This window comes from Hankyongella ginsenosidimutans (genome assembly GCF_005144965.1).
Classification (GTDB): domain Bacteria; phylum Pseudomonadota; class Alphaproteobacteria; order Sphingomonadales; family Sphingomonadaceae; genus Hankyongella; species Hankyongella ginsenosidimutans.
On sequence record NZ_CP039704.1, the window covers coordinates 41661 to 60947 of the forward strand.

Sequence of the window (19287 nt, forward strand, 5' to 3'; positions counted from 1 at the left end):
CTGCGCCGGCGCGTCATCCGCGGGTTTGGGCACATAGTCCGGGGTGCGGATCAGATTGACGTCATCGACCTGGCGCGGCGGCGATGCCAGATCCTGGGCGCGCCCTCTGCCCAGACCGGCTTGGGCGGCGCGACCCCGTTCGGCGGCTCCAGATCGCCGCGTGTGCCGCAGGCGGCCAGAGCCAGCAGCAGGAGCAGGCTGGCGCGCGTCACAAGCCCAGCTCCCGGCGAACGTCGGCGATCCGGGCGCGAACCTGATCCGGCGCAGTGCCGCCGTAGCTGGTGCGGCTGGCGACCGAGGCGTCGACGCTGAGCACCGCGAACACGCCCTGGGTGATCCGCGGATCGACTGCCTGCAGGTCGCCAAGGCTCAGCGCATCGAGTCGGCAGCCGCGCTCCTCCGCCAAACGCACGGCGCGCCCGGTGATGTGGTGCGCTTCGCGGAACGGCACGCCGGCTGCGCGCACCAGCCAGTCGGCGAGATCGGTGGCGGTGGAATAGCCGCTCATGGCCGCCGTACGCATGGCGTCGCGATTGAAGGTCACGGTCTCGACCATGCCGGTCATGGCGGCCAGGCTCAGATCGAGGGTATGGAAGGCCTCGAAGGTCGGCACCTTGTCCTCCTGCATGTCCTTGGAATAGGCGAGCGGCAGACCTTTCATCACCACCGCCAGCCGCTGGAAGCCAGCCAGCAGGTGCCCCGCCTTGGCGCGCACCAGTTCGGCGGCGTCCGGGTTGCGCTTTTGCGGCATGATCGAGGAGCCGGTCGAGTAGTCGTCCGGCAGGCTGACGAAGCGGTAGGGCTGGCTGGCCCAGACGATGAACTCTTCCGCCAGGCGCGAGAGATGCAGGCCGGCAAGCGCGCAGGCGGCCATGAACTCCAGCGCGAAGTCCCGGTCGGACACGCTGTCGAGCGAGTTGGCGGTCGGCCGGTCGAAGCCAAGCGCCCGCGCGGTCGAGAAACGGTCGATGGGAAAGGACGTGCCCGCCAGCGCGGCGGCCCCGAGCGGACATTCGTTAAGCCGCGTCCGGCAATCCGCGAGACGGCTGCGGTCCCGCCCGATCATGGTGCAATAGGCCATCAGATGGTGGCCGAGCGTGACCGGCTGCGCCACCTGAAGATGCGTGAAGCCGGGCAGCACGGTCTCGGCCTCGGCCTCTGCACGCAGCACCAGCGCGCGCTGCAGCGCCGCCATGCGCACATCCAGCGCATCGATGGCGTCACGCACCCACAGGCGGAAGTCGGTCGCCACCTGGTCGTTGCGGGACCGCGCGGTGTGCAGGCGCTTGGCGGCATCTCCCACCAGGGCAAACAAGCGGGTCTCGATGTGCATGTGAATGTCTTCGAGCGCCGGGTCCTCGACCAGCTTGCCGGCGTCGATCTCCGCCGCCACCTGATCCAGGCCCTGAGCGATGGCCGCGCCGTCCTGTGCACTCAGCACGCCCTGTGCGACCAGCATGGCCGCATGCGCGCGCGAGCCGGCGATATCCTGCCGCCACAAAGCCTTATCGAAGCCGATCGAGGCGTTGATCTCGGTCATGATGGCGGACGCGCCACCGGCAAAACGGCCGCCCCAGAGCGGATTTGCCGCGTCATTCATGGCTTGGGCTCGTAATCGTCGATGCGCCATTCCTCGGCCGCCGCATCCGCATACCACTGCCGGACCCAGTCATGGGCGAGCACCGCGTCCATATAGGCGCGGGTCTCGGGCGAAACCGTGACACCGTAGGCATCGAAACGCGTGACCACCGGCGCATAGAAGCAGTCTGCCGCAGAGAATGGCCCGAACAGGAAGGGACCATGCGGCGTCGCCTGCGCCCGGCATAGTGCCCACAGATGCTCGATGCGGGCGATCTGGGAGCGCACGGCGCCGGGCAGATCGGGCGTCGGCAGCTTCGGGCCATAGATGGTCGGCAGGGTGCGGCGCAGATCGGCAAAGCCTGCATGCATCTCGGCCACCACGCAGCGGGCCAGCGCGCGGGCGCGCGGGTCAGCCGGCCAGAAGCGTGCCGGCTCGCGTTCGCCCAGCGTCTCGAGGATCGCCTGCGAGTCCCACACCATGACATCACCGACAAATAGCACCGGCACCTGCCCGGCCGGCAGGCGACCCTTGGCCTTCGCGTCCTCGAAGCCCTCGAGCCGCATCGGCAGCACATCCTCCTCGAATGGCAGTCCGGAAAGCTTGGCCGCCAGCCAGCCGCGCTGCGACCAGGAGGAATAGCGCTTGTTGCCGATCAACAGGCGCAGGCGACTGAAATCGAGCATGGGAATTCCTTCTCAGCGGGTGGGGACCGGCTCCGGTCCGGAATAATCATAGAAGCCACGGCCGCTCTTGCGGCCATACCAGCCGGCCTCGACATATTTCACCAGCAGCGGCGCCGGCCGGTATTTCGTATCGCCGGTCGCCTCCAGCATGACGCGCATGATCGCAAGCGCCGTATCTAGCCCGACGAAATCGGCCAGCTGCAGCGGCCCCATCGGATGGCTGGCACCCAGCTTCATGCCATTGTCGATGTCCTGGACCGACCCCACGCCTTCGCCGAGCGCGAAGATCGCCTCATTGATCATCGGCACCAGCACGCGATTGACGATGAAGGACGGGCTGTCCTTCGCGACGATCACCGTCTTGCCCAGCCGCTCGGCCATCCCGCGCACGGTGGCGAGCGTTGCGTCCGAGGTCGCGAGCCCGGGATCAGCTCGACCAGCTTCATGACCGGCACGGGGTTGAAGAAGTGCATGCCGATGAAGCGGTCGGGCCGGTCGGTCGCCGCCGCCAGCATGGTGATCGAGATGGACGAGGTATTGCTGGCGAGCAGCGCGTCCGCGCGCAGCACCGGCTTCAGCCGGCCGAGCAGGTCGAGCTTGATCGGGACATTCTCGGTCGCCGCCTCGATGACGAAATCGGCCTCGGCAAAGGCGTCCAGCCCGACCACCGGCGTGATGCGTGCAAGCGTGGCGTCTGCTGCGTCCGCGCTCAGCGCACCCTTGCTCACCTGCCGATCGAGCTGCTTGCGGATAGTGCCGAGCCCGGCTTGCGCGCGCTCCAGGGAAATGTCCGAAAGCGCGACGGCCAGCCCCGCGCTGGCAGCAACCTGCGCGATGCCGACGCCCATAAGCCCTGCGCCGATGATGCCGATGCGGTTGATCTCTGGCTGACTGGTCATGCGCGGCTCCTCCTGATCCTGTGCGCCTCTATCGCCAATCCCGGGCGGGAGCGCAACCGGGAGGTCAGGCCGCCGACAGCGGCAGCGCTTTCACCCGCGCGCGGAATACCGCATCAAGCCGGATCATCGCGTCGATCATCCGGTCCTGAATCTCCGGCCATTGCGGTTCCGGCGACCGATATCCTCCATCAATGAAATAGCGGACCTTGCAGGCGTCGGCCTCCGGCATGGGGCACCAGTCGAGGGCGGCCCCGAATTCCGCCTCGATCATCTCCGCTGCGCGTACAGACGATCGAAGGCAAGCATGTTCAGTTCGCGCTTGGCCGCGCCCATGCCGATCCAAAGCCGCACATCGCAGCGGGATTGGGTGAGGCCATAGATGAGCGAAAACCCTGCCCGGCCGATGCTGCCCGCCAGCCAGGTCGATTCTCCCGGGCTAAGCCCTGCGTGCAGATTGGTCCGCAGCTTTGCCGCCCGCAAAAGCATATCCCAGAAGCGGAACCGCAGGTCGTGCCGTTCGATACGATCCTTGCGCTCAGCCTGCCGCTTCACACCGATCTGGGTCTGAAAAGCCGTTGTCTCCGGCAGAGGAATGATCTGCTGGACATCAAGCAGCAACGCCCCGGAGTCCATGCGATAGGGCTGCAGACGCACGCAGCGGATATCGACGCCGCGCTCGGCGAGCCAGAGCACGGAGGTGGTCAGTTCCTTGCTGAAATTGGCCGACACCAGAATAATCCGGGTGTCCGACGCAAAATCATCCTCATTGGGAGCTTCCCAGCCAAGAAATTCGAGAATGGCCGAACGGGCGCTGTCCTGATCGAGGCCGTGGGTGCGGGCATGGATGTCGACACATTGGTCGAACGTCATGGTCGAGATCATCGCGGCATAGCGCAGCGCCTGCAACTCCATGAACCCGCCGTCTTCGCTACGCTTGATCTCGACGACGACCAGATCGGCGCTGGCATCAAGGCACAACAGATCGATGCGCCGGTCACTGTCGACCCACTCGCCGAACTCCTCGGCAAGGACGATGAGGTTGGAGTCGATGACCTCGATCTGCCGCCGCAGATAACGCTGAATGTCCCGCCGCTCGTAGAGATTCTGCGCAGCGAAGGTGGTCGCGCCCACAGGTTCGAGCGCCGCTTCCGTGATGTGAAACAAAGCCATACCGCCGTCGATCCCCTGCGCCTGTTTGAGCAAATTCGTTTATCGATAGTCCGCTGGTTGGCGCAACCCACCGAGTCATTCCGGCCCCTGACGGGGATAAACTCCGGCCGGACTCCATGGATGCATACATTCAGTACGAAGGCACTGCTTTCGCCATGGACCCCGGCCTTCGCTGGGGTGACGGTGGGTGGGGAGGAAAAGGGCTGTGTATGAAGGGGATAGCGCAAGCGCCCATCACGAGCCGTCATTCCGGCGGATGCCGGAATCCATGGCCACCCTATCGCCGCCGCAGCGAGGCTCGAAATTAATGCATTTCGTAAAGTGGCACCGTAACTCCGAACTGTAATTCCCCTTTCTGGTAAAGCCCATCTAGAAGGAGAGCCAGGCCCCGCATCACGTACGGGGCGACGGATGTGGCGGGATGCGGGAGGATGGGGCGCGTGGCGGACGTCCAGCCCCTATGCGGCAAGCCCCAAGCTCTTTGTCGCCCCGTGCCCATGGACCCCGGCCCGCGCCGGGGTGGCGTTGGCTGGGCCGGGGTGACGGTGGGCAGGCCAGGGTGGCGGCATCGGTCGCCGACCGCCTACAGCTTGGCGGTCAACTCCGGCACTGCCTGGAACAGGTCGGCGACCAGGCCGACATCGGCGACCTGGAAGATCGGCGCGTCCGGGTCCTTGTTGATCGCGACGATCACCTTGCTGTCCTTCATGCCCGCCAGGTGCTGGATCGCGCCGGAAATACCGCAGGCGATGTAGAGTTCCGGTGCCACGATCTTGCCGGTCTGGCCAACCTGATGGTCGTTGGGCATGTAGCCGGCGTCCACCGCCGCGCGCGACGCGCCGATGGCGGCCCCAGCCTGTCGGCCAGCGGCTCGATGATGTCATGGAACGCCTGCGAGGAACCGAGCGCCCTGCCGCCCGAGACGATGATCTTGGCCGAGGTGAGCTCCGGTCGATCCGAGACCGAAAGTTCAGCACTCACGAACGACGACCCGGCAGATGTCGCAGCCGCCGCCAGCGCCTCGATGCTTGCCGCGCCGCCGCTCGCCGCCGCCTTGGCAAAAGCGGTGGTGCGCACGGTGATCACCTTCTTGGCGTCAGCGCTCTTGACCGTCGCGATGGCGTTGCCGGCATAGATCGGCCGAGTGAAGGTATCCGGGGCCTCGACCGAGAGGATGTCCGACACCTGCGCCACATCCAGAAGGGCGGCCACCCGCGGCAGGATGTTCTTGCCGGTCGTGGTCGCCGGGGCCAGCAGGTAATCATAGTGCGCCATGGCGGCAACCAGCACCGGCGTCACCGCCTCCGCCAGCTGATGCTCCAGCGCGTCAGCGTCGGCGAGCAGCACTTTGGCCACCCCTTCGATCCCGGCCGCAGCGTGCGCCACGGCTTCGCAGCCCTTGCCCGCGACCAGCACATGCACGTCGCCCGGCAGCTGACGGGCGGCACCGACCGTCGCCAGGGTCGCATCCTTGAGGGTCTTGTTGTCGTGTTCTGCAAGCACCAGCACGCTCATGCGACAGCTCCCATGTCTTTCAGTTTCGCGACCAGCGCCTCGACGGTCTCGACCTTGGCACCAGCCTGGCGCTTGGCCGGTTCCGCCACCTTCAGCGTGGTCAGGCGTGGCGTGACGTCGACGCCGTAATCCGCCGGCGTCTTCATGGCGATGGGCTTGGATTTCGCCTTCATGATATTGGGCAGCGACGCATAGCGCGGCTCGTTCAGGCGCAGGTCAGTGGTGACCACCGCCGGCAGCGCCAGCGCGACCGTCTCCAGCCCGCCGTCGATCTCGCGGGTGACATGCAGCGCATCGCCGGACTTCTCGACTTTGGAGGCGAAAGTACCCTGCGGCCAGCCCAGCAGCGCCGCAAGCATCTGCCCGGTCTGGTTGGCGTCGTCGTCGATCGCCTGCTTGCCCAGGATGACCAGACCCGGCTGTTCATCGGCGCAGATCTTCGCCAGCAGCTTGGCGACGCCCAGGCTTTCGGTGGTCACATCCGTCGTCACCAGGATGCCACGGTCCGCACCCATCGCGAGCGCCGTACGCAGGGTCTCCTGCGCCTTGGCCTCGCCGATCGAGACCACGACGACCTCGGTCGCGATGCCCTTTCCTTCAGCCGGATCGCCTCTTCCACAGCGATTTCGTCAAAAGGGTTCATGCTCATTTTGACGTTCGCCAGATCGACGCCGGACTGGTCGGCCTTCACCCGGACTTTCACATTGTAATCAAGCACCCGTTTGATCGGGACCAGGATACGCATTGCCGCCATTCTCCCCAGTGTTGGTCTTCGAGGTTGCACCCCGCTACGCTAGTTGCCCTGCCGCCTCAAGCCTGTCTCGCAATTTGTAGCCGATAGAGTTTCATAATGCGGTGCGACATCTGCGCGCGGGCCAAAACACGTTTTCGCCTCACCGAATCGCTCTGGACAAATGCGAACCACAAGCGCAGCATGAAATCGTTGCGGAAGTGTTAAGAAGACCTGCAGCAGGTATTTTGGGGAGGATTGCATGAAGAAGGTTTCAGCCGCCCTGCTGGCGGCGACCGTCCTGGCCGCCATCGGCGCTGCGGTGACCGCGAAGGCGGCAACCGTAAGCGGGCTCTATGTCTTCGGCGACAGCCTGGTTGACGCGGGCAATACCCAGGCCCTGGTGCTGAGCGTCGGCGGCAGCGACCCGACGCCGGCCAGTGTCGGTTATTTCAACGGGCATTTCACCAATGGCTATGATTATACGGATTTACTCAGCATCCGCTTGACCGGCGCACCGACCGTCGCCGCGCTTCAGGGCGGTGCCAACTTTGCCTTCGGCGGCGCGCGCACCCGCGACAACGGCGATTTCCTGCCCGACCTGGTCGCGCAGGTCGACAGCTACCTGCTTCCTGCCGGCGGCGTCGCGGACCCGAACGGCCTTTATGTCATCACCGTCGGTGGCAACGATCTGTTCGACGTCGGCAACGGCGTACTGGGCGTCAATGACGTCCCGACCCAGGTGATCGGCACGCTCGTCTCCCAGGTCTCCCGGTTGCGGGCCGCCGGCGCGCAACAGTTTCTGGTCACCAACCTGCCGGATGTCACCGGCGCGCCGATCAGCGGCGGGCCGAACCCGGCGCTGCAACTCGCCATCGGCCAGTTGAACGACGCTCTCGCCGCCAGCCTCGCCGGCCTTGGGCTGGGCGACGACCTGCATCTGCTCGACCTGTTCGGCTTCTCCGGCGACGTGGCGTCGCGACCCGAATTCTATGGGCTACCCGCAAACATTCTCAGTGCGGCCTGCGTGCTGAGCGTGCCGCCGAGCCCGACCCCGGACTGCTCGAGCTTCCTGTATTTCGACGCCGTGCACCCGGAAGCGCGTGTCCAGGCTGCCTTCTCGCAGATCGCGGCGGAAGCGATTGGCGTGCCGGAGCCAGCCAGTATCGCCCTGCTTGGCCTGGGGATGCTCGGCCTGGCGGGCGCGACACGGCGTCGCCGGGCCTAAACCATCACCGTTTCAGATTGAATCGATCTGAAACGGTCATGGCCTCATTCGTTGAAAAGAGCCTGATACAGGCCAGACCCTTCCCGTTTTTGATTGAATCACTTTTGCGAGGCAATCAAAAACGGGAAGGGTCTAAAGGCTTTACAGCCGGGCGAAGCGCGCGTGGTTTTCCGGGCTGAGGCGCACGCTGAGCCGCACATGGCCCTCGCTGTCATCGTCCCGGCGCAGCACGTCGCCGTGCCGGTAGAGCCAGGCCAGCCGCTCGCCGTCCGCAGCCGCCAGCGTCAGGTCATAGAGCCGGGCGTGTTCCGCCAGCAGCGTGTCGACCCGGCGGATCAGATCCGGCACGCCGTCGCCGGTCAGGGCCGACGCCAGCACCTGATCCTTGCGCCGCGCCACCTGCGCCGCCAGCACGGCGCGCTGGGCCTCCGGCAGCAGGTCGGCCTTGTTCAGCACTTCGATCATCGGCGCCGAATCCGGCCCGCCGATATCGAGCGCCGCCAGCACGGCCAGCACGTCACTGCGCTGGGCTTCGGTATCCGGGTGGGCGATGTCGCGCACATGGACGATCACGTCCGCCTCGATCACCTCTTCCAGGGTCGCGCGGAATGCGGCCACCAGTTGGGTCGGCAGATCGGCGATGAACCCGACGGTATCGGACAGGATCACCATGCGCTCACCGCCCAGCCGCACGGCGCGCATGGTTGGGTCAAGCGTCGCGAACAGCAGGTCCTGCGCCAGCACCCCGCCCCGGTCAGCCGGTTGAACAGGGTCGATTTGCCGGCGTTGGTGTAGCCGACCAGGGCGACGACCGGATAGGGTGCCTTCTGCCGGCGCACCCTATGAAGCTGGCGGGTGCGTTTCACATCCTCGAGTTCGCGCCGCAGCTTGGCGATGCGGTCGCGCAGCAGCGCGGTCGGTCTCGATCTGGGTTTCGCCAGGCCCGCCGAGGAAGCCGAAGCCCCGCGCTGGCGCTCCAGGTGGGTCCAGGAGCGCACCAGCCGGCTCTGCTGGTAGGTCAGGTGCGCCAACTCCACCTGCAGAACGCCTTCGCGCGTTCTGGCGCGCGCGCTGAAGATTTCCAGCACCAGGCCGGTGCGATCGATCACCTTGGCGTTCAGCGCTTTTCCAGATTGCGCTGCTGCACGGGGAAACCGCGCCGTCGACAATCACGAGCGTGATGTCGCGCTCGGCCACCAGGGCGGCCAGCCCTTCCAGTTGCCCAGTCCCGAACAGGGTGCTGGGCCGCGCCTGGCGGATCGGCACTATCTGCGCCGCCACGACGTCAAGATCGATCGCCTGTGCCAGGCCCACCGCCTCGTCCAGCGCCGCCTCTGGCGTGCGCGCGTCCTCCTGGCGACCGGAAAACGCGGATGCACCACAAGCGCGCGCGTCCGAACGCCGGCGTGCGGTGGCACATCGACGCTCATGCCGACCTCCGGCTGCGCTTACTTGTGGTCGTGATCTTCGGTTTCCGCTTCGAACAGCGACAGCGGGCCACTCGGCATCACCGTCGAGATGGCATGCTTGTAGACAAGCTGCGATTGCCCGTCCCGGCGCAGCAGCACCGAGAAATTGTCAAACCAGGTGATGATGCCCTGCAGCTTGACGCCGTTCACCAGGAACATCGTCACCGGCATCTTGGCCTTGCGGACCGCGTTGAGGAACACGTCCTGCAGATTATTGTTCTTTTCCGCCATGGTTCCCCGGCTGTGATCGTAGACAACGTGGGTGGCGGCTTCAGCCCTGAGTCCGCCATCAGTTCCATGATAGGTAAGCTGTCGCGCTAAAACAACTATCGATGGGAATTAATGAAGGCGCCAAGGCTCAGGCTTCGTCGTCCCGTGTGCCATCGCTGAGTCCGAGCGCCTTGAGCTTGCGGTGCAGCGCCGAGCGCTCCATGCCGATAAAGGCGGCTGTGCGCGAGATGTTGCCGGAAAACCGCCTGATCTGCACCCGCAGATATTCCCGCTCGAACGCCTCGCGCGCCGCGCAGCGGCGTCGACATGATGGAGACCGCCTGCTCGTTGGGGGCAAGCCGCGCCGGCTCCGCCAGCACTTCACTCGGCAGTGCCGAAAGATCGATGGCGGCGGTATCGTCGGACATGCCCATGATGAGGGTGCGCTCGATGACGTTGCGCAACTGCCGTACATTGCCCGGCCAGTCATAGGCCTGCAGCGCCGCCATGGCCTCGCCGGTCACCGCCGGCGCCGTCGCCCGCGCTGGTGTGCCAGGCGGGTGACGAAGAAGTTCACCAGATCGGGGATGTCCTCGCGCCGTTCGACCAGCGCCGGCATGCGCAGCGGCACGACGTTCAAACGGTAGAACAGATCTTCGCGGAACCGGCGCGCGGCGACTTCGGCGCGCAGGTCGCGGGTGGAACTGCTGATGACCCGGACATCGACCCGCACGTTGCGCGATCCGCCGACACGCTGGAACACCTGATCGGTCAGGACGCGCAGGATTTTCGCCTGCGTCGTCAAGGGCATGTCTGCGACTTCATCCAGGAACAGCGTGCCGCCGTGCGCCTGTTCGAACAGGCCGGGCTTGACCACGAGGCCATCGCGTTCCTCGCCGAACAATTCCTGCTCCACCCGCTCGGGCGACATGATGGCAGCGCCGATCACCACGAACGGCGCATGCGCGCGCGGCGACCAGTTGTGCAGCAGCCGGGCTGCGACCTCCTTGCCGGTGCCTGCCGCGCCGGAGACGAACACCCGGCTCCCGGTCGCCGCCACTTTGCGGATAGCGTTGCGCACGCCGTTGATGCAGTGCGACGATCCGGTCAGTTCATGATCGATGCCCGAGCGTTCGCGCAGCGCCTCGTTCTCGCGGCGCAGGCGCTCCGCCTCGGTCGCGCGCAGGACCGTGTTGATGAGCTGGTCAGCCTGAAACGGCTTTTCGAGGAAGTCGTAGGCACCCCGCTTGATCGCCATGACTGCGGTCTCGACCGTACCGTGCCCTGAAATCACAATCACCGGCAGGGTCGGGTCGTTCTCCATGATGACGTTCAGCAGCGCCAGGCCGTCCATGCGGCTGCCCTGCAGCCAGACGTCGAGCACCACCAGCGACGGGCGACGCTCGCCAATCACCGCCAGCGTCTGGTCGCTGTCGGCCGCGGTTCGGCAGGTATGGCCTTCATCGCTCAGGATGCCGGCGATCTGTTCGCGGATGTCGTTCTCGTCATCGACGATCAGGATATCAAGCGCCATGGGATACCCATTCATTACTGGTGGTTGGAGCGGTTTCCTCGACCGCTGTCTTCGGGAACTCGATGACCGCGCACGCGCCGCCTTCCGCACGATCCTCGAGCGTCAGCCGGCCTTTGTGGTCCTCGATGATCTTTTGACGATCGCCAGACCAAGGCCGGTGCCGCGCGCCCGGGTCGTGACGTATGGTTCGGTCAGGCGCTCACGCAGGTTGGGCGGCAGGCCGACGCCGTTGTCGCTGATGCGCAGCTGGATGGCGTCTGGCCCATCGGCGATGGCAATCGTGATTTCGCCCCCGGCCGCGCCATCGCCACGCGCCTGGATCGCCTCGATGCTGTTCTTGATGAGGTTGGTGAACACCTGCGTTATCTGTCCGCGGTCGCAGACCATGGTCAGGTCCGGGTCGGCGGCTGTCAGCGTGAAGCGTACCTGCGGATTGGCCATTTCCGCGAGCAGGATCGCCTGTTCGGCGACGCCCCGGAGTCGCTCCGGTTTCAGGTCCGGCCGCGGCATGCGCGCAAAGGCCGAGAATTCGTCGACCATGCGCCGCAGGTCGCTGACCTGCCGGATGATGGTGTCGGTGCAGTTGTCGAACACCTGAACGTCGATCTCGATCAGCGGCATGTACTTGCGGCGCAGACGCTCGGCCGCGAGCTGGATCGGGGTCAGCGGATTCTTGATCTCATGTGCGATGCGCCGCGCGACGTCGGACCAGGCGGCCCGGCGCTGGTCCGCGAGTTGCTCCGTGATGTCATCAAAGGTCAGCACGTAACCGCCATGGGCACCGCCCTGGGCGCGCACCTGCACCATGAGCGTGCGCTGATGGCGCTCGAGCGCGACCTCGCCGGCGGCAATGTCCTGCGCCGCATCGCGGGCTGTCTCGAGCATCGCGGCAAGTTCCGGGCTGATGTCGGACAGACGGCGACCGATCAGTTGCTGGTCGTCCATCCGCAGCAGGTTCATGGCTGAAACGTTGGCGAGTCCGACCACGCCCTCGCTGGAGACACCGAGCACGCCGGCCGACACGCCGGACAGCACGGCCTCCGTGAAGCGGCGGCGCTCGTCCATCTGCGCGTTCGTCGCCATCAGCGCGCCGGTCTGGCTTTCCAGCTGCATGGCCATGCGGTTGAACGAGCGGGCGATGCGGCTCAGCTCGTCCGGACTGCCGCGAATCGGCACCCGGGTCGCCAGGTCGCCCTTGCCGACCCGCTCGGCCGCGCGCATCAGCCAGCCAAGCGGCGTCACCCAGCGGTTGGCAAGCGCAAGCGCCGCCCAGATCGTCGCGAACAGGATCAGCAGCGAGACGATGACCAGAATGACGGTGAAGCGCAGTTGCAGGCTGCTGCGCCGCTCCAGCAGGCTCTGGTAATCCGATTTCGCCACCTCGGTGCGTTTCACCTGCTCCAGCACCTGCGGCGCTGTCTTGCGGCTGACGAACAGGAAATGCCCGGGCGCGCGGGTCAACTGCACGATCGCCTGCACGCGGTCGGAATTCTCACCCGCCAGCACCACCAGTTCCCCGGCCTGGGCGCGCGCCACATCGCTCTCCGCCAGGCGCCGGGTTCCGGAGTCCGCGCCCCGGCGAATAGCCACCAGCGCGTCCATCGCGCCGTCCTTCAGCGTGAATACCACCGCCTCGGTATAGTCGCGGGCGATCGCCTGCCACTGCACGGCCTCCGCGAACTGGGACGGGTTTTGGATCAGGCTGCCGGCATCCCGGTCGAGGTCGACGCGAGTCGCCAGAATGTCGTCGCGGATGCGGTCCTTGTTCTCGACCACATAGGCCTGCGCCACCTGGTCGGCGTTCTCGAGCACCGTGCGTACCCGATCGGAGAACCAGAATTGCAGGCCGAATTCGAACAGCAGCGTTGCGAACACCGCGAGCAGGATCGTCGGGATCACCGCCACCAGCGAGAAGAAGCCGATCAGCCGCAGGTGCAGCCCCGCCCCACCAGCCCGCGCCGACGGTTGGTCAGCAGCAGCACCAGCCGCCGCATCACGAGCATCGCCAGGCCCATGACCGGCGCGATGTTCATCAGGATCAGCCAGGTCATGCGATGGCTGGACGTGATGGCGAACGGCGCACCGCGCTGGGACAGCAGAAGGTAAGTCGCAGCGCCGCACAGCAGCGCCACGATCACCAGCGTGATTTCCAGGCGAGACCACAGGTGGTTGCGGTTGGCCCAGCGTGTGAATTGCCGTCGCCAACGCCGGAATGCGTCTGTCCGCGCAGCTGGTGCCCCGTATCCCACCGACATAGGGGCACCCTAACGGGTTTGTGCTGAACCGCAACAACAGTGTTGCGCATTTAACGCAGGTAGACGCAACAGACTCTCGATCCACCTCAGCCTGATGGCCGTGGGCCCATTGAAGGCGCGATGCTTGAACCCGCTTCAACGACGCTTGAGCGCCCCTGCCTTGATGTTCAGATCGTTGAGTTTCTTGCGCAGGGTGTTGCGGTTGATGCCAAGCAGGCGCGCCGCGCGCAGTTGGTTGCCCCGGCTGGCCGTCATCGCGAGGGTGAGCAGCGGGCGTTCCACTTCCTCCAGCACGCGGTCATAGACGCCATCCGGCGGCAGGCCGGGTTGAAACGCCAGAAAATACCGGCTCAGGTGGTCCTCGACCGTCTCAGCCAGGCCGGCGCCGTGCCGGCTGCGGTGGGGCGCGGCCGGTGTCGCCGGGTCTGCAGCCTCCGCCAGTTCCGCTTCGATTACGGCCGCCGTGATCTGGTCCTCGCGTGCCAGCGCCGCCAGCCTGCGCATCAGGTTCTCGAGTTCGCGGACATTGCCGGGCCAGCTGTAGTCGCCCAGCCATTGCACGGCGCTGGCGTCCAGCGTCTTTGCGGCAGGCCGATCCGGGCCGCCTGGCGCAGGAAGTGGCGCGCGAGTTCGGCAATGTCTTCCCCGCGCACCCTGAGCGGCGGCAGCCGGATCGGCACGACGTTCAGCCGGTAATAGAGGTCTTCGCGAAAGCGGCCGCTGTCCGCCAGCTTGCGCAGGTCGCGATTGGTCGCCGAGATGATGCGCACGTCCGCGCGTTGCGGGCGGCTCCCGCCGACGGTTGTGAACTCGCCCTCCTGCAGGACGCGCAGCAGCCTTGTCTGCGCCTCCAGCGGCATGTCGCCGATTTCATCAAGAAACAGGGTGCCGCCCTGCGCCTGGCCGAAGCGCCCGACGCTGCGTTGCGCAGCGCCGGTGAAGGCGCCGCGTTCGTGGCCGAACAGCTCCGATTCGATCAGGTCGCGCGGGATCGCCGCCATGTTGATGGCGACGAACGGTCCGCGCCGCCGCGGCCCGAGATCGTGCAGCGCGCGCGCCACCAGTTCCTTGCCGGTGCCGGATTCGCCGAGAATCGCGACCGTCAGATCAGTCGGGATCACCCGCGCCATGGTGCGATAGACATCCTGCATGGCCGGCGAGCGGCCGATCAGGGGCAGGTCCTCGCCACCCTCCTCCCCGCCGTTCTCGCTGGTGCCGCCACTGCGCTCGCGCGCGACCGCGCTGTCGACCGCCTTTTCAGTTCGTTGATGTCGAACGGCTTGGGCAGATAGTCGAACGCCCCTGCCTCCGTCGCCCGTACCGCCGTGGTCAGCGTGTTCTGCGCGCTCATCACGATCACCGGCAGGTCCGGCCGGCGCGCATGGATGCGCGGGATCAGGTCGAGGCCGTTCTCGTCCGGCAGCACGACATCGGTGATCACCACATCCCCGAGCCCCTCCACGACCAGCTTCCACAGTCCTGCGGCGGTGTCGGCGACCTTCACCTCATAGCCGCCACGCAGCAGGGTCTGCCGCACCACCGTGCGGATCGCCTGGTCGTCGTCGGCCACCAGAACGGTCCTGCTCATGCCCTGCCCCTCGGTAGATCGGCAGCAGAACCCGGAACGTGGTGCGCGCCGGGTCCTGCGTGCGGTGATACTCGACAATGCCGCCATGGTCTCTCACGACCTTGGCGACCAGCGCCAGCCCGAGCCCCGTGCCGTTCGGCTTGCCGGAGACGAACGGCTCGAACAGGTGGTCGATCAGATCGTCGGCAGCGCCCGGCCCGTTGTCGGTCACGCACACTTCGAGCGGCACGGCGATGCGCCGGTTCGAACCCTTGACCGCGACCTTCATGCCGTGGCGAAAGGCTGTGGACAGCACGATCTCACCGCCCGGCTTCGCCACTGCCTCGGCCGCGTTCTTCAGCAGGTTGAGGAACACCTGCACCAGTTGCTCACGGCTGCACAGCACATCCGGCAACGACGGATCATAGTGTTCCTTTACGCTAAGCCCGCGTGCGAAGCCCACTTCGCCGAGCTGGCGCACATGCCCGAGGATGGCATGGATGTTCTCCGGCTGGCGGGCGAGCGGGCGCGCGTCCGTGAAGATTTCCATGCGGTCGACCAGGGCGCGGATGCGATCCACCTCGGCGCAGATGAGCTGCGTCAGCTCGCGCTCTGTCGCGCCGACGCCTTCCTCGAGCAGTTGCGCCGCGCCGCGGATGCCGGACAGCGGGTTCTTGATCTCGTGCGCGAGCATGGCTGCAGCGCCGACCACGGCGCGCGCGCCGCCCTTGTGGCTCTGCTGGCGTTCGATCATGCGTTCGACAGCGCGGCTCTGCACCCCGATCAGGACCAGGTCCGGCCGGTCGGCCAGCGGCCGCGCCCAGATGTCGGCCACCAGCCGCACGCCGTTCAGCAGGCCGATCTCGACATCATACTCGACAAACGACGCCTGGTGCGCGCGTGCCTGGGCGATCAGCGCCAGCAGGCTGCTGTCGGCCGGCAGGGCCGCGGCGAGCCCTTTGGTGCGCAGCAGCGCCTGCGGCACCTGGAACTGTTCCTCAAGCGCGGTGTTGGCGAAGCACAGCGTGTCGTCCGCATCGACGCACAGCAGAACCTGCGGCAAGGCGTTCAGCAGGCTGGCGGCCTCGGGTGCCGTCATGCCGCCAGGCGGTCGAGCAGCGGCGCATAGAAGTCGACGAGCGTCGCACGCGCCGTGCGCGCATCCTCGATCTGGTTGATCCGGTTGCGGAACTCTGCCGAACCATGCAGGCCGCGCGTGTACCAGCCGACATGCTTGCGTGCCATGTTGACGCCAGTGCGCTCGCCGTAGTGCGCCAGCATGGCGTCGTAATGCTCGATGACGATCCGGTATTGCTGGTCCAGCGTCGGGTCCGGCGTGCGGACGCCGCTGACCAGGAACCGGATCGCCTGGCCGATGAACCAGGGCCGGCCGTACGCGCCGCGTCCGATCATCACGCCATCCGCGCCGGACTGCGCCAGCGCCGCCGTCACATCGTCGAGCGTGACGATGTCGCCGTTGACGATCACCGGAACCGACACCGCCGCCTTCACCCGGGCAACGAACGCCCAGTCGGCGGACCCGGCGTACATCTGGTTGCGGGTGCGGCCATGGACGGTAATCATCCGGACGCCCAGGTCCTCGGCGATGCGCGCCAGTTCCGGCGCGTTGAGGCTGTTGTGGTCCCACCCCATGCGCATCTTCAGCGTCACCGGCACGTCGACGGCCTTGACGGTCGCCTCGATCAGCCGGGCGGCATGGGCGAGGTCGCGCATCAGCGCCGAACCGGCAAAGCCGTTCACCACCTTCTTGACCGGGCAGCCCATGTTGATGTCGATGATCGCGGCCCCGCGGTCGGCGTTCAGCCTGGCGGCGTCGGCCAGCTTGTCCGGCTCGCAGCCGGCGAGCTGCAAGGATACCGGCTCCTCCTCCGGCGCCAGGCGGCCTTGAGCAGCGACTGCCGGGTCTCGCGGATCATGGCTTCGGAGGCGATCATCTCGGAGACGGTCAAGCCACAGCCCAGCCGCTTGACCAGCCGGCGGAACGGCAGGTCGGAGACGCCGGTCATCGGCGCCAGGATCACCGGGTCGGCGATGGTCACCGGTCCGATCTGAAGAGGCTTGAGGCTCATGGGTCCTGCTCAAAAACAGGCAGCGGCTATAGCGGAGATGCGCCGCGCTTACAATCGGCCATCGCCGATGGCCTGATTGATCGCTTCAGATTGAAGCGATCTGACACGTGAATCACGGTCCAACTTTCTGAAAAGAGCCTGATTTACGCCACCGGTTGAAGCAATCATGCTTTCCGCCGCAACCGATCTTGCTCTGGGATACAGAAACTTGGGCCTGCGCGGCATTGGCGCACCAGGGGAGAGAACAACAATATTTTCCAATGCGGAAACAATGCTTCGCTCGCAATCTCACGGAATTTTAAGGATTTTTGTACTCAACAACAGGTCAGAAATTACCAAACCTGAGTGAGGGCTCATGTATAGCGGGATCAAACTTGGCGCGGCGACGCTCATTCTGCTCACGACCTCGGCATTTACGCAATTCGATGGCTTTGTCGCGGGTGTCGAGGCGGCAGCGCGCTCCACGCAGGCCCTGCTGGGCCTGAAGCAGAAATATCGAGCGCCGAGCGATATGCCGGTCCCCAGAAAATCCGCAGACACCGGAGAAAATCGCACTGGGGCGCAAGCTGTACTTCGACCCCTCGCTCTCCAAAACCGGTACCGTCGCCTGCGCTTCTTGCCACGATCCGCGCGCCGGCTTCGAGGACGGCAAGGATAGAAGCATTGGCGTCACCGGTGAACGCCTGCCGCGTCACTCGCCGACCACCATCAACCTTGCCTGGTCGGAGGCCTACTTCTGGGATGGTCGCGCCGCCAGCCTGGAAGAGCAGGCGCTTGGGCCGATTGCGGCGGAAAAGGAAATGGGCATGCCGCATGACCTGGTTGTGTCCAAGCTCCAGGCCAACCCTGAGTATACGCGGCAATTCGCAGCGGCCTTTCCTGGTGAAGATATATCGATTCAAACGTTTGCGAAGGCGATCGCCGCCTTCGAGCGCACACTGACGTTCACCGCATCGCCCTTCGACGCCTGGCTGGCTGGGGACGAGGACGCCATTTCAGCCACGGCCAAGCGCGGTTTCATGGTGTTCAACGGCAAAGGGCGCTGCGCCGAATGTCATAGCGGCTGGAACTTCACCGACGACAGCTTCCACGATATCGGCCTCAAGAGCGAAGACCAGGGCCGTTACGCCATTCTGCAGATCGACGCGCTGAAGCATGCCTTCAAGACCCCGGGCCTGCGCAACATCCGTGAGCGCGCGCCCTACATGCACGATGGTTCACTGCCGACGCTGGCCAGCGTCATCGACCACTACAACGACGGCTTCGTGCATCGCGAAACCTTGTCCGATCTCATCAAGCCGCTTGGCCTGACCAAAGTGGAAAAAGCAGAGCTTGTCGCCTTCCTGGAGACCTTGAGCACACCGGTACCCGAAGATCTGAAGCACGACGCGGAGAAGATGGATAAGTCCGCCGCTCTCGTCACCGGTAATACTTCAGGCGGTAGATAAACCTATCTCCCTTGTGGTATGAGCATAACGGGCAAATACCCAAACCGTAGGGCATCAAGCAGGGGTAAAGTATGAAATCCTCAAATGTACTTATTTTTTCGGTCTTTCGATATCAGCCTTGGCGATTGCTGCCGCTGGCCTTGCGCCTGCCGTTGTCAGCCAATCTAATAAAATGTTTTCCGTTGCAAATTTACAAGTAAAGATCGGGCAAAAGATCATATTTAAAAATGATGACAATGTGCCTCATAATATATACTCACTGGTAAACGGCTCAAAAATCGATGCAGGGCTTAAAAACCTGGAGAAAACACAGAGATATCTTTCGATAAATCTGGTAATTTTCGAGTTGGGTGCGCCATTCATCCGAAAATGAAACTAGATGTCGAAGTTACCAACTAGTTGTCGAGGGTAGCCATGCGTATATTTAAAAGCTCCTCCAAGGCAGACGAATCAGCCTGAACTCCCAGGCGTTCGCTGTGATTTCACTGATTATTCTCTCTGTCGGTACGCTCGGCGGCGCGACATTCTATTTCACCAATAAATTAATCAAGGCCCGAGCAGATTTTTGAAAAGGCCTGCTCGGCGTCAGCCACGCCCGCCTCGCCCAGAAAAACGCACTGCAGTTGCAGATGCCGGATTACCAGGCGGATATGGAACTCTTCAAAAGCGAATATGAAGACATGCGCTCGAACGCCGAAATCGCGCTCGAGCGGGCCTACAGTAAAGATACTGCTGACTCCGCCCGCAAGGTGATCACCGACATCAAGTCGCTCAATCCCGAAATACTCAGCAAGAACCCTGAGCAGCTTGCTATGCTTGCAACTGATGCCGATGTTCTTGCAGAGTATGCGAGCGCGGATGGTTACATGCTGAAAACCGCGATTGACGAAGCTGCAAAGCAAGACCG

General features: G+C 64.9%; 14 protein-coding genes and 8 pseudogenes. 3 read left to right on the forward strand and 19 right to left on the reverse strand.

Annotated features, from left to right (window positions below; all coding sequences use genetic code 11):
- Positions 1-50: 50 nt before the first annotated feature.
- From lptM to E6W36_RS00310, 8 genes and pseudogenes are all read right to left on the reverse strand, one after another.
- Complete coding sequence (gene lptM / locus E6W36_RS00275; RefSeq protein WP_222873393.1) at positions 51-212, reverse strand: LPS translocon maturation chaperone LptM; 162 nt, start codon at positions 210-212, stop codon at positions 51-53.
- Positions 209-1600: an argininosuccinate lyase gene (argH, locus tag E6W36_RS00280; protein ID WP_222873359.1), complete on the reverse strand. Its 1392-nt coding sequence runs from the start codon at positions 1598-1600 to the stop codon at positions 209-211. The genes lptM and argH overlap by 4 nt, the downstream gene beginning before the upstream one ends.
- Entirely contained in the window at positions 1597-2265 is a 669-nt protein-coding gene (locus E6W36_RS00285; RefSeq protein ID WP_222873360.1) for a glutathione S-transferase, read from the reverse strand. Before E6W36_RS00285 ends, argH begins: the two co-directional genes overlap by 4 nt.
- A gap of 12 nt (positions 2266-2277) precedes the next feature.
- Positions 2278-3146 (reverse strand): annotated as a pseudogene (locus tag E6W36_RS00290) (3-hydroxybutyryl-CoA dehydrogenase).
- An 82-nt stretch (positions 3147-3228) separates the two neighbouring features.
- Positions 3229-3435 carry a DUF4268 domain-containing protein gene (locus E6W36_RS22590; RefSeq protein ID WP_222873361.1) on the reverse strand — a complete coding sequence of 69 codons (207 nt, stop codon included), beginning with the start codon at positions 3433-3435 and terminating at the stop codon, positions 3229-3231.
- The gene (locus tag E6W36_RS21310) at positions 3432-4334 is read right to left on the reverse strand and encodes a DUF4268 domain-containing protein (RefSeq protein WP_222873394.1); all 903 of its coding nucleotides are present in this window, start codon (positions 4332-4334) and stop codon (positions 3432-3434) included. Before E6W36_RS21310 ends, E6W36_RS22590 begins: the two co-directional genes overlap by 4 nt.
- 583 nt (positions 4335-4917) lie before the next feature.
- Positions 4918-5849 (reverse strand): annotated as a pseudogene (locus tag E6W36_RS00305) (electron transfer flavoprotein subunit alpha/FixB family protein).
- Positions 5846-6594 (reverse strand): annotated as a pseudogene (locus E6W36_RS00310) (electron transfer flavoprotein subunit beta/FixA family protein). Before E6W36_RS00310 ends, E6W36_RS00305 begins: the two co-directional pseudogenes overlap by 4 nt.
- Positions 6595-6841: 247 nt before the next feature.
- Between E6W36_RS00310 and E6W36_RS00315 the strand changes: the two are divergent.
- The gene (locus tag E6W36_RS00315) at positions 6842-7807 is read left to right on the forward strand and encodes an SGNH/GDSL hydrolase family protein (RefSeq protein ID WP_222874347.1); all 966 of its coding nucleotides are present in this window, start codon (positions 6842-6844) and stop codon (positions 7805-7807) included.
- A gap of 141 nt (positions 7808-7948) precedes the next feature.
- Here E6W36_RS00315 and E6W36_RS20005 read toward each other — a convergent pair whose 3' ends face one another.
- The 10 genes and pseudogenes from E6W36_RS20005 to dusB all read right to left on the reverse strand — a co-directional run bounded on the left by E6W36_RS20005 (position 7949) and on the right by dusB (position 16932).
- Positions 7949-8551: a GTPase gene (locus tag E6W36_RS20005; protein WP_281277390.1), complete on the reverse strand. Its 603-nt coding sequence runs from the start codon at positions 8549-8551 to the stop codon at positions 7949-7951.
- Positions 8473-8976: a GTPase gene (locus E6W36_RS17085; RefSeq protein WP_281277391.1), complete on the reverse strand. Its 504-nt coding sequence runs from the start codon at positions 8974-8976 to the stop codon at positions 8473-8475. The genes E6W36_RS20005 and E6W36_RS17085 overlap by 79 nt, the downstream gene beginning before the upstream one ends.
- Before the next feature lie 34 nt (positions 8977-9010).
- Positions 9011-9121 (reverse strand): annotated as a pseudogene (locus tag E6W36_RS17090) (hypothetical protein); the annotation flags it as partial.
- Between the two features lie 158 nt (positions 9122-9279).
- Positions 9280-9507, reverse strand: a pseudogene (hfq, locus tag E6W36_RS00325) (RNA chaperone Hfq); the annotation flags it as partial.
- 127 nt (positions 9508-9634) lie between these two features.
- Positions 9635-11020 (reverse strand): annotated as a pseudogene (ntrX, locus tag E6W36_RS00330) (nitrogen assimilation response regulator NtrX).
- Between the two features lie 102 nt (positions 11021-11122).
- Complete coding sequence (locus E6W36_RS00335) at positions 11123-12925, reverse strand: sensor histidine kinase NtrY-like (protein WP_246047881.1); 1803 nt, start codon at positions 12923-12925, stop codon at positions 11123-11125.
- 17 nt (positions 12926-12942) lie between these two features.
- Positions 12943-13275 carry a hypothetical protein gene (locus tag E6W36_RS17095; RefSeq protein ID WP_246047884.1) on the reverse strand — a complete coding sequence of 111 codons (333 nt, stop codon included), beginning with the start codon at positions 13273-13275 and terminating at the stop codon, positions 12943-12945.
- A 135-nt stretch (positions 13276-13410) separates the two neighbouring features.
- Positions 13411-14863, reverse strand: a pseudogene (ntrC, locus tag E6W36_RS00340) (nitrogen regulation protein NR(I)).
- Entirely contained in the window at positions 14781-15941 is a 1161-nt protein-coding gene (locus E6W36_RS00345) for a two-component system sensor histidine kinase NtrB (protein ID WP_222873367.1), read from the reverse strand. The pseudogene ntrC and the gene E6W36_RS00345 overlap by 83 nt, the downstream one beginning before the upstream one ends.
- A pseudogene (gene dusB, locus E6W36_RS00350) lies at positions 15938-16932 on the reverse strand (tRNA dihydrouridine synthase DusB). The gene E6W36_RS00345 and the pseudogene dusB overlap by 4 nt, the downstream one beginning before the upstream one ends.
- 548 nt (positions 16933-17480) lie before the next feature.
- On the opposite strand from dusB, the gene E6W36_RS00355 reads away from it, so the two are divergent.
- Positions 17481-18380 carry a cytochrome-c peroxidase gene (locus E6W36_RS00355; RefSeq protein ID WP_281277575.1) on the forward strand — a complete coding sequence of 300 codons (900 nt, stop codon included), beginning with the start codon at positions 17481-17483 and terminating at the stop codon, positions 18378-18380.
- A 118-nt stretch (positions 18381-18498) separates the two neighbouring features.
- Entirely contained in the window at positions 18499-18753 is a 255-nt protein-coding gene (locus tag E6W36_RS00360; protein WP_222873368.1) for a cupredoxin domain-containing protein, read from the forward strand.
- Between the two features lie 169 nt (positions 18754-18922).
- Here the strand turns inward: E6W36_RS00360 and E6W36_RS00365 are convergent, their stop codons facing one another.
- Entirely contained in the window at positions 18923-19282 is a 360-nt protein-coding gene (locus E6W36_RS00365; RefSeq protein ID WP_222873396.1) for a hypothetical protein, read from the reverse strand.
- Positions 19283-19287: the final 5 nt, after the last annotated feature.

Excerpts from the sequence above, each read along its gene's own strand:
- argH (WP_222873359.1), bottom strand. The coding sequence starts at position 1,600 with ATGAATGACGCGGCAAATCCGCTCTGGGGCGGCCGTTTTGCCGGTGGC.
- E6W36_RS00285 (WP_222873360.1), bottom strand. The coding sequence starts at position 2,265 with ATGCTCGATTTCAGTCGCCTGCGCCTGTTGATCGGCAACAAGCGCTAT.
- E6W36_RS22590 (WP_222873361.1), bottom strand. The coding sequence starts at position 3,435 with ATGATCGAGGCGGAATTCGGGGCCGCCCTCGACTGGTGCCCCATGCCG.
- E6W36_RS21310 (WP_222873394.1), bottom strand. The coding sequence starts at position 4,334 with ATGGCTTTGTTTCACATCACGGAAGCGGCGCTCGAACCTGTGGGCGCG.
- E6W36_RS00315 (WP_222874347.1), top strand. The coding sequence starts at position 6,842 with ATGAAGAAGGTTTCAGCCGCCCTGCTGGCGGCGACCGTCCTGGCCGCC.
- E6W36_RS17095 (WP_246047884.1), bottom strand. The coding sequence starts at position 13,275 with ATGTCGGTGGGATACGGGGCACCAGCTGCGCGGACAGACGCATTCCGG.
- E6W36_RS00345 (WP_222873367.1), bottom strand. The coding sequence starts at position 15,941 with ATGACGGCACCCGAGGCCGCCAGCCTGCTGAACGCCTTGCCGCAGGTT.